General features: G+C 57.6%; 19 protein-coding genes. 12 read left to right on the top strand and 7 right to left on the bottom strand.

The window, feature by feature from the left end:
* Positions 1 to 246 precede the first annotated feature (246 nt).
* From AC50YL_RS12425 to AC50YL_RS12405, 5 genes are read right to left on the bottom strand one after another with little or no spacing between them, the layout of a single operon-like run.
* Entirely contained in the window at positions 247 to 756 is a 510-nt protein-coding gene (locus AC50YL_RS12425; RefSeq protein WP_494832266.1) for a spore germination protein GerPE, read from the bottom strand.
* A complete protein-coding gene (locus AC50YL_RS12420; RefSeq protein ID WP_494832264.1) occupies positions 753 to 1,007 on the bottom strand; it encodes a spore germination protein GerPD in 255 nt (84 codons plus the stop codon). Before AC50YL_RS12420 ends, AC50YL_RS12425 begins: the two co-directional genes overlap by 4 nt.
* A 19-nt stretch (positions 1,008 to 1,026) precedes the next feature.
* A complete protein-coding gene (gene gerPC / locus AC50YL_RS12415; protein WP_494832263.1) occupies positions 1,027 to 1,899 on the bottom strand; it encodes a spore germination protein GerPC in 873 nt (290 codons plus the stop codon).
* An 18-nt stretch (positions 1,900 to 1,917) separates the two neighbouring features.
* The gene (locus AC50YL_RS12410) at positions 1,918 to 2,118 is read right to left on the bottom strand and encodes a spore germination protein GerPB (RefSeq protein ID WP_161745175.1); all 201 of its coding nucleotides are present in this window, start codon (positions 2,116 to 2,118) and stop codon (positions 1,918 to 1,920) included.
* Positions 2,118 to 2,354: a spore germination protein gene (locus tag AC50YL_RS12405; protein WP_161745176.1), complete on the bottom strand. Its 237-nt coding sequence runs from the start codon at positions 2,352 to 2,354 to the stop codon at positions 2,118 to 2,120. The genes AC50YL_RS12410 and AC50YL_RS12405 overlap by 1 nt, the downstream gene beginning before the upstream one ends.
* A 155-nt stretch (positions 2,355 to 2,509) precedes the next feature.
* Here AC50YL_RS12405 and AC50YL_RS12400 point away from each other — a divergent pair, with 155 nt between their 5' ends.
* From AC50YL_RS12400 to gnd, 4 genes are all read left to right on the top strand, one after another.
* Positions 2,510 to 2,935, top strand: a complete 426-nt coding sequence (locus AC50YL_RS12400) for an Hsp20/alpha crystallin family protein (protein WP_494832261.1) — start codon at positions 2,510 to 2,512, stop codon at positions 2,933 to 2,935.
* Between the two features lie 121 nt (positions 2,936 to 3,056).
* Positions 3,057 to 3,257 (top strand): hypothetical protein, encoded by a 201-nt coding sequence (locus tag AC50YL_RS12395; protein WP_494832260.1) that lies wholly within the window; start codon positions 3,057 to 3,059, stop codon positions 3,255 to 3,257.
* Between the two features lie 280 nt (positions 3,258 to 3,537).
* Positions 3,538 to 4,134, top strand: a complete 597-nt coding sequence (locus AC50YL_RS12390) for a YkzI domain-containing protein (RefSeq protein WP_161745179.1) — start codon at positions 3,538 to 3,540, stop codon at positions 4,132 to 4,134.
* 213 nt (positions 4,135 to 4,347) lie between these two features.
* Positions 4,348 to 5,760, top strand: a complete 1,413-nt coding sequence (gnd, locus tag AC50YL_RS12385) for an NADP-dependent phosphogluconate dehydrogenase (RefSeq protein WP_494832259.1) — start codon at positions 4,348 to 4,350, stop codon at positions 5,758 to 5,760.
* Here the strand turns inward: gnd and AC50YL_RS12380 are convergent.
* On the bottom strand, positions 5,741 to 6,040 hold the full coding sequence (locus AC50YL_RS12380) for a hypothetical protein (protein WP_161745181.1): 300 nt from the start codon (positions 6,038 to 6,040) through the stop codon (positions 5,741 to 5,743). The two genes, gnd and AC50YL_RS12380, sit on opposite strands and share 20 nt — an antisense overlap.
* 143 nt (positions 6,041 to 6,183) lie before the next feature.
* Here AC50YL_RS12380 and AC50YL_RS12375 point away from each other — a divergent pair, with 143 nt between their 5' ends.
* The 6 genes from AC50YL_RS12375 (at position 6,184) to ptsP (ending at position 13,170) form a co-directional block, all read left to right on the top strand.
* On the top strand, positions 6,184 to 6,726 hold the full coding sequence (locus AC50YL_RS12375; RefSeq protein WP_494832257.1) for a shikimate kinase: 543 nt from the start codon (positions 6,184 to 6,186) through the stop codon (positions 6,724 to 6,726).
* Between the two features lie 19 nt (positions 6,727 to 6,745).
* The gene (gene aroA, locus AC50YL_RS12370) at positions 6,746 to 8,044 is read left to right on the top strand and encodes a 3-phosphoshikimate 1-carboxyvinyltransferase (protein WP_494832255.1); all 1,299 of its coding nucleotides are present in this window, start codon (positions 6,746 to 6,748) and stop codon (positions 8,042 to 8,044) included.
* Between the two features lie 57 nt (positions 8,045 to 8,101).
* Complete coding sequence (locus AC50YL_RS12365; protein ID WP_494832253.1) at positions 8,102 to 8,536, top strand: CoA-binding protein; 435 nt, start codon at positions 8,102 to 8,104, stop codon at positions 8,534 to 8,536.
* A 158-nt stretch (positions 8,537 to 8,694) separates the two neighbouring features.
* Positions 8,695 to 9,375 (top strand): hypothetical protein, encoded by a 681-nt coding sequence (locus tag AC50YL_RS12360; RefSeq protein WP_494832251.1) that lies wholly within the window; start codon positions 8,695 to 8,697, stop codon positions 9,373 to 9,375.
* Positions 9,376 to 9,529: 154 nt separating this feature from the next.
* On the top strand, positions 9,530 to 11,413 hold the full coding sequence (locus tag AC50YL_RS12355) for a glucose PTS transporter subunit IIA (protein ID WP_494832249.1): 1,884 nt from the start codon (positions 9,530 to 9,532) through the stop codon (positions 11,411 to 11,413).
* Positions 11,410 to 13,170 (top strand): phosphoenolpyruvate--protein phosphotransferase, encoded by a 1,761-nt coding sequence (ptsP, locus tag AC50YL_RS12350; protein WP_494832247.1) that lies wholly within the window; start codon positions 11,410 to 11,412, stop codon positions 13,168 to 13,170. Before AC50YL_RS12355 ends, ptsP begins: the two co-directional genes overlap by 4 nt.
* 80 nt (positions 13,171 to 13,250) lie before the next feature.
* On the opposite strand, the gene AC50YL_RS12345 is transcribed toward ptsP, so the two are convergent.
* Positions 13,251 to 13,775, bottom strand: a complete 525-nt coding sequence (locus tag AC50YL_RS12345) for a type 1 glutamine amidotransferase domain-containing protein (RefSeq protein WP_494832246.1) — start codon at positions 13,773 to 13,775, stop codon at positions 13,251 to 13,253.
* A 453-nt stretch (positions 13,776 to 14,228) separates the two neighbouring features.
* Here AC50YL_RS12345 and AC50YL_RS12340 point away from each other — a divergent pair, with 453 nt between their 5' ends.
* A complete protein-coding gene (locus AC50YL_RS12340) occupies positions 14,229 to 14,645 on the top strand; it encodes a hypothetical protein (RefSeq protein WP_161745189.1) in 417 nt (138 codons plus the stop codon).
* Between the two features lie 16 nt (positions 14,646 to 14,661).
* Positions 14,662 to 15,018 (top strand): bacillithiol system redox-active protein YtxJ, encoded by a 357-nt coding sequence (gene ytxJ / locus AC50YL_RS12335; RefSeq protein ID WP_494832244.1) that lies wholly within the window; start codon positions 14,662 to 14,664, stop codon positions 15,016 to 15,018.
* Positions 15,019 to 15,037: the final 19 nt, after the last annotated feature.

Raw genomic sequence — 15,037 nt, 5'->3', positions numbered from 1 at the left:
TGTCAGTTGCTCAGAAGAAGCCGCCGCGAAGAACGATTACGAGCAAAATATAAAGAACAAGGATTACGCCAATAGCTGTTCCGAATACCGGTCCGCATCCGAGGCCTGCGCCGCCTACACCATATCCCACTGTACATACCTCCTGAGTGGTTGATTGTGATGTTTCTTATCACATTGCTAATATATGTTGGCGGCAAGGATGGGATTGGACGTTTGTACGGGGTTCATTCATAATTATGCATTCGCCTATTCCGAAACCCGGACGGTCGGGGCTCCGGACGTCACGGGGGGACAATAGCCGGTGCCGTAGTAACGCAGCGGCGGCCGCGCGAACTGCCGGATATTGCTGATGCGCGATTCGGCTCTCGTGTTCACGCCGTTCCCGACGAGCAGCAGAGCCGAGCTGCTGGCGGCGATGATCTCGATGCAGCCGACGCTGATGCGCGGTTCGCGGTTCGTCGTGCGCATCTCGAGCGGATTCGCTTGCGCGGCGAGCGCGAGGAACGGGCTCAGGGAAGGGACCGGCTGGGAGAAAATATCGTAGGATTCGAAGTAAACGTCATTCGAGACGAGGTGATCGGATTCCCGCTGCACGGCAACGCCGCGAAGGGATGCGTTGACGTCCGCGCGGTCCCCGAATTGCGCGATGGACGCGCTGCCGATACTCGTCAAGTAGAAGCCTCCGACCTCCGATACGCGGACGGGGTAGTCCGCATTTTCGCCGGTTGAAGCCGCCAAGCCGTCATTTCGCTTCATCGGCCGTCAATCGGCTTCTGCCGCTCCTCCGATTCCTGCTCCAATGCGCCTTCTCCTTCGGCCGTCATGAAGCCCTCCGGTTCTTCGAGGGGCGCGAGCGGCCCGACGATGACCGATTCCGGCGGCGTGTCGAACATGGAAACGAGCGAGATCGTTTGCGTATCTCCGATCTGCAGGATCGAGGCGCTCGCGACGGCCGTCAATTGAATGCAGCCGACGGCCAGCACATGATTCACGACATTGAGCTGCATGGGTCATTCTCCTCTTCGTTCATGGATTGCCGAGTAATCGGCCTACGTAATTTCGCAAAGCCATATCGATATCGCGTTCGGTCTTGCGAATGACCTGTTCCTGCAAGTCGGGGCCAGCCGCCGCGGTCCCGCCGTGCTTGCCCTCGCCTTTCTCCGCTTCTCGGGCACCCGTCTGGATATAGAATTGGATGCGCTGGCTCATTTGTTTGCGAATATCTTCGATGATCAGCCTTTGATGGTAGGGGTCCAGCGCGATGCCGGTTTCGGCTTCGAGCTGCCGCAGCTGCTGCGACGCGTTCTGATCCAAGTAACAGTCGATGGCATGCCGGATCTCCGGGTACGGGTAGGGCGGCGAGACGGCGGGCGGAATGCCGAGCGCGGACGGCGCCGGGAATTGGTGGGGCGAATTGGTCGCTTGGGGGTCCATATCCGCTTCGGCCGATTTTTTCGGTTCGTTCACGACGCCGGGGCCGGCTTGGTTCCCGATGCCGTTACCGATGCCGTTACCGATACCGTTTCCGATTCCATTCCCGTTGCCGTTCCCGATGCCAGGGCCATTTGCGTTGCCGTTCCCATTTGCCCCGTTGACGGGCATGACCAGCTGGCCGATTTCCTTGATTTGTTCGTCGTTGGGCGCGGACATGCCGATATTGAGCGTGCCGGACAGCTTCTCCACTTTCAACTGGTCAAAATGGTATTGTATCGTATCGACATGATAATACGGTTTGTTTTCCGCGGCATTCATTCGTTCGTTCAAAGCTTCAAGCTGCTGGCATAACCGGTCGATAAGCGCCTGCTGGTCGTTCACTTGGCACTGCAGCTGCTGGACGTATTGATTGAGACCCATGACCATCTGCCAAGGGGACGGCGTCCTTTGAGGTTCATTGAGCATATGCAGGCACCTCCGGCATTAATTCGGATTGGGCAGCGGCACGAAGTTGACGGGGTTCTCTTCAAGCTGCGGCGCCGGTCCCGTAAAACCTCCCGTGTTGTACATTTGGGCGTTCGAAGCGATGGAACCCGCCGTCCCGACTTGCAGGACGGAAGAGTTCGACACGCTGTCCACTCGAAGCTGATAAACCGTGATCGTCTGGTGAACCGTGAGATTCATTAGACGTTGACTCCGTTCGCGAGATTGTTTTCCGTGTTGTCCTGAACGTCGGGATCACTGGTGTTCGTGGCGCTGACGGCGGTATTGGAGTTCGCCAGGCTGCCGGTCAGGAAGGAGCCGGAACCCGCGTACGTTTTGGAAGAACTCGCCGGCGAAAGCTGAACGGAATCGCCGAACTGCACGATCGAGCCTGAACCGACGCTGATGACTTTGACGAAGCCGACAATTGCGGGCATGACGAGTCACTCCTTATCTGGATTTGCGGCGAGCAGATGTTACATCTTATGCGGCATTCGCCCAGAGGTTACTTTCCGCGGCCTCCGGCGGGTGTGTCGGAACCATGGGCGAACGCATATATAGGAAGCAGAGAAACGAAGCGGAGGGACCGGGAATGGCAACGAATTGGGAGGAACTGGAGAAGTGGATGGAGAATCAGCAGCTGCCCAAGGGCTTCGACGTATTCCGACAATCGGATTGGATCGAGAACTACGTGCGGAACATGATGAACAAAGCGATCCCCGCGGCTTCTTCGGCGTTCCAGACCAGCAATTCGAACGCGGTGGAGACGAAGCGGTTCGTGATCGTCACGTATCCCCTCGGGGAATCGGCGGATCTGTCGGCGGTCCGGCTGCTGGTCAAGGAGGACCATGTGAAACTGAGCGGGCTGCCGGGCGGCGGTACCGAGACGATTCGGCTGCCGAAGCTGGTGCTTCCCAGGACCTGCCAAGCGGACTATGACGGCGCCGTGCTCAAGATCCGGCTGCGCAAACGCCCGCCGAGCAAGCGAACGCATATCGCGACGATCAAAGGGCTGTAGCCGGACGCGTCTTTTCACGCAACTGTCACCAATTTGTCCGAACTTCGTCCGGCCGGCGGGTGGCTATTGACGGCGGCTTTCCTTATAATGCAAGTAAGATCTTGCATAGGGAGTGTTTTCCGTGACACTGGTGGATGTTAGTCAAATCTCGGCCGCGTTGTTCATAACGGGCGCGATTTTCATCATGCTGTTCTTTTCCTTGCTCAGCCTGGGCGTGCTGAGAATGTTCCAGTTGAAATACCGAGCGGGCACGTACAGCTTCATCGGCGCGGTCGTGAGCGGCGTCGTGTTCGGCATCATTCTTAAGACGTGGTTCGTCTGACGCTGCCATGCGTCTACATACGAATAACAAAGTCGTTCCCTTGCCTGAGCACCAGGCGGGAACGCTTTTTTTTATCGAACCGGTTCGGCCGGGCGAGTCTGCGGCAGGCTTCGGCATACGTCCGGGCGCGCAAAGAAATTTGTTGTCCAAATCGGGGCGGCATGTTTAAAAATAGTCAATAATCCAAGTTGCCAGAACATAAGATGGAGTATAAGATAATGATATGAGAGAATATTCAGAACATTTCGTTAATGAGTCCATTCGAGGGGAGGGCTTGCCGATGAACAAGAGCTATGAAGTTGAGTATTGCAATTTGGAGCTGCGATTCGACCGCCGGCAAATCCAAAATCTCATTCGGGATTTGATCCAGGAAGGTTATTCGCTTTATTGGAGCGAAACGGAAGTTTATTTTCTCATCTCCGTGCGGAGCGGCCGGAAGCTGGTTAAGCTACGTTTCCAACGGATGCGCAACCGTTACAAAATCGTCGGCGATTATTTGATCAAGGACGAGAAGCTGTCGGATTTACTGGAGAAGCTCATCAACGATTCGCGCGGTCATGCGGTGGTCAAACGGTTCAAGGACAGGCAAATCGTCATCGAGAGCATCATGTTCGGCGAAATCATACGACTTGTGGAGGTGTCCGGCATGGAACATCGGATCATTTATCAAAAGAAACCTTTCGTCACGGTCGAAGAAGTGATTCAGGCGTTTCAATCGAAGCGGGCCGAGGAGCGCGCGTCGGTTCTCCGTTACGAGCTAGATTACGAATTGTCCGTCCTCCACGAAGCGATCACGGAAGGACGCGAGACCGAGACGGCGCAGTCCAAAGAGAGGCTGCAATCCCTGAGAACTGAGATGATACAGCTTGAGCTTTGAAAACCAAGCGCTTGAAAGCATGAAATAAACTCCCGGCCGAACGCGCGCCGGGGGTTTATTTTGCTTTTGGGGCCGGCACGGCAAATTTCTGGCGGGCATGGTTTTCTTTGGCGGGCAAAAAGAGTAAACTAGGGGTATTGTTTGCGCGCCCGTGACAAGCGTCGCGGCATGGCGCTTTACCACTATAACAGAGAAAAGGTGTGGAAGAATTCAATGTCTAAACAACAAATCGGTGTCGTCGGTCTTGCCGTCATGGGGAAAAACCTGGCCCTGAATATCGAAAGCCGCGGCTTTACGGTATCCGTATTCAACCGCTCCCGCGAGAAAACGGACGACCTCGTCGGCGAAGCCGCCGGTAAAAACCTTGTCGGTACATACACGATCGAAGAATTCGTGCAATCCCTTGAAGTGCCCCGCAAAATCCTGATCATGGTCCAAGCCGGCGCCGGCACGGACGCGACGATCGACGCCCTCGTGCCGCTGCTCGACCAAGGCGACATCATCATCGACGGCGGCAACGCCTACTTCCCGGATACGGTCCGCCGCAGCCGCGATCTCGAAGCGCGCGGCATCCGCTTCATCGGCACCGGCGTTTCCGGCGGCGAAGAAGGCGCGCTGAAAGGGCCGTCCATCATGCCGGGCGGCCAAGAATCCGCGTATAAACTGGTCGAACCGATCCTGACGGCGATCTCGGCGAAAGTCGGCGGCGACCCTTGCTGCACGTACATCGGTCCGGACGGCGCGGGCCACTACGTCAAGATGGTGCACAACGGCATCGAATACGGCGACATGCAGCTGATCTGCGAAGCGTACGACCTGCTGAACCGCGTGCTCGGCGTCAGCACGGAAGAGCTTCAAGCGATCTTCACGGAATGGAACAAAGGCGAGCTCGACAGCTACCTGATCGAGATCACCGCAGACATCTTCTCCAAATACGATCCGGACACGAACAAACCGATGGTCGACGTGATCCTGGATTCCGCGGGCCAGAAGGGCACCGGCAAATGGACGAGCCAAAGCGCGCTCGATCTCGGCGTACCGCTGTCCATCATCACGGAATCCGTGTTCTCCCGCTTCTTGTCCGCGCTGAAGCAAGAGCGCGTCGCGGCAAGCAAGCTGCTGAAAGGACCGCAAGCGGCTCCTTATCAAGGCGACAAAGCGGCCTTCATCGAAGCGGTGCGCAAAGCGCTGTTCGCGAGCAAAATTTGCTCGTACGCGCAAGGCTTCGCCCAAATGCGCGCGGCTTCCGACGAGTTCGGCTGGAACCTCCGCTACGGCGACATCGCGATGATCTTCCGCGGCGGCTGCATCATCCGCGCGGGCTTCCTGCAGAACATCAAGGACGCCTACGACCGCAACGCGGGCTTGACCAATTTGCTGCTGGACGAATACTTCCAAGAAATCGTGGAATCGTACCAAGGCGCTTGGCGCGAAGTAATCGCGACGGCCGTCACGCAGGGCATTCCGGTTCCCGCGTTCTCGAGCGCGCTGGCGTATTACGACAGCTACCGCACGGAGCGTCTGCCCGCCAACCTGCTGCAGGCGCAGCGCGACTACTTCGGCGCCCACACGTTCAAGCGCGTGGACAAAGAAGGCACGTTCCACTTCAATTGGATTCAATCGTAAGACCCGCGATGATTTCCTGCAGGCAGGCGCGAAGCCGGTCCGCTTCCGGACCGCATCCGCTGCGCTGCTTCAGCAGCAGAAGCGAAGCTTCGGCGAAGCTTTGAAATTTCCTTAATAAGAGTGGCTGGGGGAGACCGATGAGATCGGGTGCTTCGTCAGCCATTTTCTTTTTCACGAACGCCAGCGTCCAGATCACGTCTTCGCGGGACAACGGGTAATCGGGATCGTTGATCCGCTCCACGCGATACCGGGCGGAGAAGGGCTCGGGCAATGAAGCCATGGAGGTCACTCCTTTTATTCTTGGTAGCACCAGTACTAACAACTCTACGGTAGAAACAAGTTTTTTATACCCGCCAATCTCAGAAAATGCTATAATCATGAAACATGTTTAGCGTGTAAGACGCAAGAGGAAGGTGTCGGTCAATGAGCGACGGAAAGCCGCTGCGGCATGTTGTGCTCATCGGGTTCATGGGCACGGGAAAATCGACGGTCGGCAAGCTGCTGGCGGAACGGCTGGCTTGCGCCGCATGCGACGTGGACGCCGAGATCGTGAAGCGAGAAGGGGAAGAGATTCCGGCGATCTTCGCGAACCGGGGCGAGCGCGAGTTCCGCGCCGCGGAGACGGCCGCGCTCGGCGCGGTGCTCGGCGCCGACGACACGCTTATCGTCGCGACGGGCGGCGGCGCGGTGTTGTCTCCCGTGAACCGCGAGCTGATGCTGCGGCACGGATACGTCGTGGCGCTTACCGCGGATCCCGAGCAAGTAATCGCGCGGGTGAGCCAGGACGAGAATCGCCCGCTGCTGCAAGGCGATCTGCGCGAGCGGGTCTACAAGCTGCTCGAGGACCGGAAGCACGCCTACGATTTTGCCCATCTGACCATCGACACGACGCATCTCGGCGTCGATGAGGTCGTGGAGCGGATCGCGCAAGGATTCAAACGCAGTACCAGCCAACATTCCAATTAAGAAGGGGATCTACGCAACCATGGACGTTCTTGTTACTCCTACACCCAGACTGCAAGGCGAGCTACAAGCGCTTTCTTCCAAAAACTACACGACGCGTTATCTGCTTGTAGCCGCGCTCGCGGAAGGCACTAGCACGATTCATTATCCTGCCCACAGCGAAGACAGCGATGCGATGCGCCGCTGCATCCGGGATTTGGGCGCGGTGATCGAAGAGGACGACACGAAAATGACGATCACCGGCTTCGGTTCCCGTCCGCGCGACGTGAAAGAACTGGACGTCGGCAATGCCGGCGCGGTACTGCGGTTTCTGATGGCGATCGCTGCCCTGGCGCCTGACGTGACGTTCATCAACCGATATCCGGATTCGCTGGGCAAACGTCCGCATGACGATCTGATCGACGCGCTCGGCCAAATCGGCGTGGACGTGCTGCACAACGACGGGAAGCTGCCGATCACGATCCGCGGCGGAGCGGCCAAAGGCGGCAAAATCCAGGTATCCGGCAATGTCAGCTCGCAGTTCCTGAGCGCGCTCCTGTTCCTGACGCCGCTGCTGCAGGAAGACAGCGAGATCGAGGTGCTTCACGACCTGAAGTCCAAGGTCGTCGTCGGCCAGACGCTCGAAGTGCTGGAGCAAGCGGGGATCGTCATCGAAGCGAGCGAGGATCTCATGCGTTACCGGGTCAAGGGCGGTCAGCAATACGCGGCGAAAGAATACGTCGTGCAGGGCGATTACCCGGGCTCGGCCGCCGTGCTCGCGGCGGCTGCCGTGACGCAGTCGGACGTGAAGCTGCACCGTTTGATGGAGAACAGCAAGCAGGGCGAGCGCGCGATCGTCGACGTGCTCCGCTTGATGGAAGTACCCTTGACCCACGATAACGGCGTCGTTCACGTGCAGGGCAACGGCAAGCTCAAGGCGCTCGAATTCGACGGGGACAAAGCGACCGACGCGGTGCTGGCGATGGTGGCGGCGGCCGTGTTCGCCGAAGGCACCTCCCGCTTCTACGATGTCGAGAACCTTCGTTATAAGGAATGCGACCGCATTACCGATTTCTTGAACGAGCTGCGCAAAGCCGGCGCCAACGTGGAAGAGCGCCGCAGCGAGATCATCGTGCACGGCCGTCCCGAGGGCGTCGAAGGCGGCGTCGAGATCAACGCGCACTACGATCACCGCGTCATCATGGCGCTCACCGTCGTCGGTCTTCGTGCCAAGGCGCCGATCCGGATTCGCGACGCGCATCATGTCGCCAAGTCGTATCCGATCTTCTTCGACCATATGAAGGCGCTCGGCGCGAACGTGGAATGGGTGGCGTCGAATTAAGGCACGCTAGTTCACAGGCATACGATTAGTGTCAAGAAGGAAAGGATGGGATTTCGGATGGCGTTCGCAAACCCTTCGCGGGATGAGATCAAACGCATTTTAGAGGAAACGTCCACGATCGCGGTCGTCGGGTTATCGGATAACCCGGAGCGGACTTCGTACATGATCGCGGAAGCTTTGCAGGCCAAGGGCTACCGGATCGTCCCGGTCAACCCGAATGCCGAGGAGATTCTCGGCGAGAAGGTATACCCGTCGCTCAAAGACATTCCGTATCCCGTCGATATCGTCGACGTATTCCGGCGCAGCGAATTCACGCCGCCGATCGCGGAGGAAGCCGCGGCGATCGGAGCGAAGACGCTGTGGCTTCAGCTCGGGGTCGTAAGCGAGGAAGCGGCGGCGATCGCGCAGCAAGGCGGACTGAACGTGATCATGGACCGATGCATCAAGGTCGAGGATTCGATTCTGCTGCCGCATGGAAAGCCCAAATCCTAACAATCATAAAAACAAGGCGTCTCTCCAACAATAAAGGAGGCTTTTGAGGGCAGAAGCAGGCAAGCTTCGAGGCTCTAGGGCTAATCCATGCATTCTAGGAGGACAACAATTTCATGAATCAATTCGGGCAGCAGGGCTTCAGCGGGAATATGTCTGGGATGACACAACAAAGAAATCAATACCAACCGTCGGGTTACGTGCAATCCCATTACCAAGGCATTTCCAGACAACCTGGCAGTATATCCGCGCAATCCAACGTAGGGCCGGTCATCTCCCATGTCGGCTATTCGGCACAAAACAGCGGATACGGCCAGTCTTCCTCGATGAATTCGTTCTCTGCTAACAACTCCCGCAACACGCAGCCGGTGCTTTCGCATTTCGGCGGAAGCTCGATAAACGCCGAATCGCAGCAACCGGTCATTTCGCACTACGGCGGCTATCAAGCGCAAAACGCGCAGCAGTCCCAGCCGATGTATTCGCAACAGGGCCGCAGCTCCTCCATGTCGAATTCGCAACCGGTCATTTCGCATTTCGGCGGCTATCAAGCCCAAAACGCGCAGCAATCGCAGCCGTATCAAGCGTCGACGAATTTCATCAATCATTCGCAGCCGGTCATTTCGCACTTTGGCGGCTACCAAGCGCAAAACGCGCAAAACCGCGGAGGCTACGGCATGAACGGCAGCAGCGGCTATGGCGCCACGCAATACACGAGCCAAGCCGGCAAAACGCCGGTGCTGCAAAACGCCGGTTTCTCCAACCAAGGACCGGTTATTTCCCGTCACGGGTTTACGGCGAACGGCCAATCCACGATGGGATTCAGCAACCAGCAGCAATTTTAAGCGAGCGGCTGACTTAGCCGAAGAATATCGAAGGGCGGCGGACCTGAGAGGTCCGCCGTTTTCTTTTTGACAACCGGGGGTGAAACCCTTACGATCAAGAAAAGAGGAATAGCCCAAGCGATCAGATGTTTTCATATAGAGAGGAGGGGAGCTTATGAACATCATGGGGCACCTGCAGCAGCTCGGGCGGTCGCTGATGCTTCCGACGATCGTGCTGCCTGCCGCTGCCGTTTTTCTCGCTCTGAGCGGGCTGCCATGGGCATCGATGGGCATGCCGAGCATGCATACGCATCTGCAGACGGCCGGCGAGACGCTATTCGTGTTCCTGCCGTATTTGTTTGCGTTCGGCGTAGCGATGGGCATGACGAGCAATGCGGGCACGGCGGGGCTGGCCGCCATCGCCGGCATGTTTATTTATACGAGCATCATCAATGCCAGCCATTACGAGCTTGAGCCGACCGTGTTTACCGGCGTTATCATCGGGATCGTCACCAGTATTCTGAACGAGAAATTCAAATCTATCAAGCTTCCCGAATATATTCAATTTTTCGGCGGGCCTCGTTTCGTACCTCTGATCGTAAGCGTGTTCTCGACTCTGTGGGCCATCATCATGGTGCAGATCGCGCCGACGATTCATAACGCGCTGATCGAACTGGGCAACGTCGTCAATTCAGGAGGCGGCTTCGGCGTCTTCCTGTTCGGGTTCGTGCTGCGGATATTGGTCGTCTTCGGCCTGCATCATTTGGTCAGCCACGTCTTTTGGTTTCAAGTCGGCGGCTACCAGGTTCCCGGCGGACATATGGTGTTCGGCGATTTGCCGCGCTTTTTCGCAGGAGATCCGACGGCCGGCGGCTTTATGGCCGGCTTGTACCCCACGATGATGTTCGCGCTGCCCGCGATCGCGTTCGCCATCATCCATGAAGCGCGCGAGGATCTGAAGCCGACCATCCGCAAAACCTTCATGACCGCCGCGCTCGCTTCGTTCTTGACGGGCGTGACGGAGCCGATCGAATTCGCGTTTCTGTTCGTCGCGCCGTACTTATTCGTCGTTCACGCGCTGCTCTCCGGCTTCATGATGTGGCTTACGTACGAGCTCGGCATCCGGACGGGATTCTCGTTCTCGGCGGGGGCGATCGATTTTCTGATCAACGAGCATCTGGCGACGCGCGGGTGGCTGATCATCCCGATCGGCATCGTGTTCGGGCTCATCTATTACGTGATGTTCCGCTGGGCGATCCGCCGGTTCCGGATTCCGACGCCGGGCCGCGAGGAGGGCTCGCAGTTGGACGAGTGGGCCGGCGATATTCCTTACCGCGCGCCCCTGATCCTGCAGGCGATCGGCGGGAAGGAAAACATCGTTCAGATGGAAGCATGCATTACCCGGCTTCGCTTGAAGGTAGGCAGCGACAAGCTGATCGACAACAACGCGCTCAAGCATCTCGGAGCCGCCGGCGTCATCCGGCTCGGCGGCGGGAACGTGCAGATCGTCTTCGGCACTTATTCCGAGCTGATACGGGAGGAAATGGACAAAGCCATCCGAAGGGATATATCCAGGGTGCTCTTCTGTTCGCCGGTTCAAGGCCGGATGATGCCGCTCAGCGAGGTGCCGGATCCGATCTTCGCGGGCAAGCTCGTCGGGGACGGCGTCGCGTTCATGCCGGAGAAGGGAGAGCTCGTATCGCCCGTGCTCGGCAAGGTCATACATGTCTATCCGTCGATGCATGCGATCGGCATTCGGACGCCCGACGGGCTGGAGGTGCTGCTGCACATCGGCATCGATACGTCGCAGCTGAAGGGGCACGGGTTCTCCGCGGTCGTCAAGGAAGGCGACCAAGTAAAGCCGGGCCAGCTGCTGATCACCTTTGACATGCAGAAAATCCGGAAAGGCAGCAAGTCGCTCGCGACGCCGATGGTCATCACGAACTCGGATCGCGTCAGCTCCTGGAGCTTCGCGCCGTTCAAAAGCGTGAAGCGGGGACAGGCGTCCGTCATGTCGGTTGTACTAAAAGAGAGAAGCGGTGGAGGGGAAACAGCGTGATTCAAGGAATTGCAGCTTCATCAGGCATTGCGATCGGCAAAGCGTTCGTCCTTCCGAACTGGGAGTGGGATCTGCCGGAACAAAAGATCGACGTCGGCGATCTGGCACGCGAATTCGATCGGCTGTACGAGGGCATTCGCACGTCCAAGGTTGAGATCGAACAAATGAAGGATGAGCTTCGCGAAGTCGTGGGCGCGGAGGAAAGCTATATCTTCGATGCGCATCTCGCCATCTTGGACGATCCGGTCTTCATGAACGAAATTCAGGGCATTATCCAGCGGCAGTACAAAGCCGCCGAAGTGGCCGTCAAAGAAGCGATCGATCATTTCGTCACCATGTTCGACCTGCTCGACGACGAATACATGAAAGAGCGCGCGCTCGACATCAAGGACGTCGGCAACCGGCTGCTCAAGCATCTGCTGGGCGCGCCCGAGATCACGCTGCCTTCCGATACGCAGCCGTTCATCCTGATCGCCAAGGAGCTGTCGCCGTCCCAGCTTGCGCATCTGAATCCGAATCATGTCCTCGGCATCGCGACGCTGGCCGGCAGCATCACCTCGCACTCGTCGATTATGGCCAGGGCGCTCGGCGTCCCGCTCGTCATCGGCATCGAGGCCAAGCTGGAGGAACCGATCCAGACAGGCGATTCGCTGATTATCGACGGGGGGCTCGGGATGGTGCATCTGCATCCGGAGCAGTCGCTCGTCGATTATTATACCAGCAGGCAAATCCTGCAGCGGGAGAAGAAGCAGCAGTTGAAGGGCATCATCAGCTTCAAGCCGGTCACGCAGGACGGCAAAGAGATGGAGCTGAGCGCCAATATCAGCTCGCTGAAGGAGCTGGACGTGGCGTTGTCCAGCGGCACGAACGGCGTCGGCTTGTTCCGGACGGAATTTCTTTACATGGATCGCAGCCGGCTGCCTCGCGAAGAGGAGCAGGTCGAGGTCTACCGGAGCGTCGCGGAAAAGCTGGGTCCGAAGCCGCTCATCGTGCGGACGTTGGACATCGGCGGAGACAAGCAATTGGACTATTTCGAGCTGCCGGCGGAAGACAATCCGTTCCTCGGCTACCGGGCTATCCGGATTTGCCTGGACAAAACCGACCTGTTCAAAACCCAGCTGAGGGCGATTTTGCGGGCCAGCCATCATGGCAACGTCAAGATCATGTATCCTTTGATCTCGTCCGTCGACGAAGTGCGTGCGGCCAATGAGCTGCTCCAGGAATGCAAAGAGGAACTGGACGCGGAAGGCGTTCCGTACGCGGCGGACATTCAGGTCGGAATCATGGTCGAGCTGCCGGCCGCTGTGCTGATCGCGGATATGCTGGCGGAAGAAGTGGATTTCTTCAGCATCGGCACCAACGACCTGATCCAATTCACGCTCGCGGTCGACCGGATGAACGAACGGATCTCGCACATGTACGAACCGTTCCACCCGTCCGTGCTGCGGATGATCAAGCTGACGGTCGAAGCGGCGAAACGCAAGGGCATCCACGTCGGGGTATGCGGGGAAATGGCGGGGGATCTCAAGGCGCTGCCGATCTGGCTGGCGCTGGACGTCGACGAGCTGAGCATGTCCGCGCATTCCATCCTGCCGGTGAAGGAGCGGCTGTTGTCGCTCCGGCAGCAGGAGAGCCGCGAACTATTCGATCGGATTCTCGGCTGCAGAACGAGCGCGGAGATCCGTGAGCTGCTGAAGCTCAGGACGGCGGAGGAGCAGGCGGCGGAAGAGTTTCCGGATTTGTTCAAAAGCTCCTGAAATGAAAAAGAAAAAGGAAAAGGAACGAAAAAGAAAAAAAGGCGGCAACCGCAAGGTTTGCCGCCTTTTCCTTTGCAATTTCATCGCTTCCGGAGCGCGTCTACGAACGCTTTGGCGTAAGGCGGCAGGTCCGGCGGACGCCGCGCGGAGATCAGGTGTCCGTCGACGACGACGGGCTCGTCGATCCATGTCGCGCCGGCGTTCTCCATATCGTCGCGGATACCGGGCGTGGACGTGACCTTGCGTCCTTGCAGAATCTTGGCGGATATCAATACCCAGCCGGCATGGCAGATCTGTCCGATCGGTTTTGCGGCCGCGTCCATCTCCTGCACGATTTGCAGCACTTTCGGGTAGCGGCGGATTTTGTCCGGCGCCCAGCCTCCGGGTACGAGCAGTCCGTCGATCGCAGCGCTGTCCAGCTCGTCGTACGCAAGGTCGGCGGTGGCGGGCACGCCGTATTTTCCGATATGCGTCCGGCCTTTCTCCGGTCCGGCGAACAGGACGGTCGCGCCTTCCTCCCGTACGCGGTAGACGGGGTACCACAATTCGAGATCCTCGAACTCGTCGTCCAGCAGGCAAATAATGGTTTTTCCATGAAGCGGCATTGCTGTTCCTCCTCCAGATGAAGCGCATTATCGAACACTATCTCCCATCATAATCGAAGCGGTTTCCATGAAGCAAACCGTCAAACGGCGGTTGGCCGGTATTTCAGGCATCCAGGTCGTGCTGGCGATCTTCGGGTTGTCCTCGCGATTCTGACATGGCAGACGGCTTAACTGACGAATATACCATCAGACGTTCGCAGACGACCGGATGATGCGCCTCGCCTAACCGCTGCAATACGGCATCGGCGCCGCGCCGGCCATGGTATCGACGCCGCTGCCTTTTGTCCGCAAATTGTAGCGGAGGCTGGCTGTTTCATCCGATAGATGCAAAAATTACAACCCTGTTGGAAGAAGGACTTTCATGCAAAAAGTCGAATACCTTATCGTCGAGCCGGGCCTTTGAAAGAGCGCTTTCAAGGTGGGCTGCTTTTTTAGGAGAAGGAGTGGACGATTTTGCAAAAGCGCTGTTCTTGCGGCGATGTGATGCCAATGAAGCTGCGTACCGTTATTTATTCCAACAAGGTTGAAATCGATAATGTTCCCATTTACTCATGCCCTTCCTGCAATCGCAGCGAAGTGTTTCCCGAAGTCAAGCCGGATTTGACCGGTTTGATCGGAAAATTGGGCGCGCAACCCGTAAAACAAACCTTTTTGTTTAACGAATGGAATGAATGGGCAAAGCTGTTAGTAGAGGCTTACTATGAACATAAACATTCCGACCCCGCGTTCGTGAGGCGGATGACGGAGGAACGCATCGACATGCTCCTTGACTTGTTATCCGTTGCGCAGGCTTCCGGCGACGAGGAATGGACGGCTGAAATACATAAACGGCTGACCCAGTTGAGCAGGAGCATGCTTCAATACGGATGACGAAGGAAGTGCCGGGATGGAAATGCCTCTTCCGATAACGACGGTCGCAAGCTGGGAGGAAGCGTTCGGCGGCTCATCGCGCCAGCCGCTGCTCGTGTTCAAGCACAGCACGCAATGCTCCATCAGCAGCGGGGCGCACGAGGAGCTGTCCAACTGGCTGGAGGATGCCGTAACGTTAACGCTCAGCCCGATCATGGTGCTCGTTCCGGACAACCGCGACGTATCCGATGCGATCGCCGCGCGATTGAATCTCAAGCATGAATCGCCTCAGCTGATTCTGGTGGAAGGCGGCAAGGTGTCGTGGCATGCTTCGCACTGGCGGATTACCTACTCATCATTAGACGAGCATCTCGGCACGCATTGCGAAAAGTAATATTTTGTCGTATCATTAA

This window comes from Paenibacillus sp. J22P277 (assembly GCF_059383675.1).
This window is presented reverse-complemented; position numbering and strand designations above follow the sequence as displayed.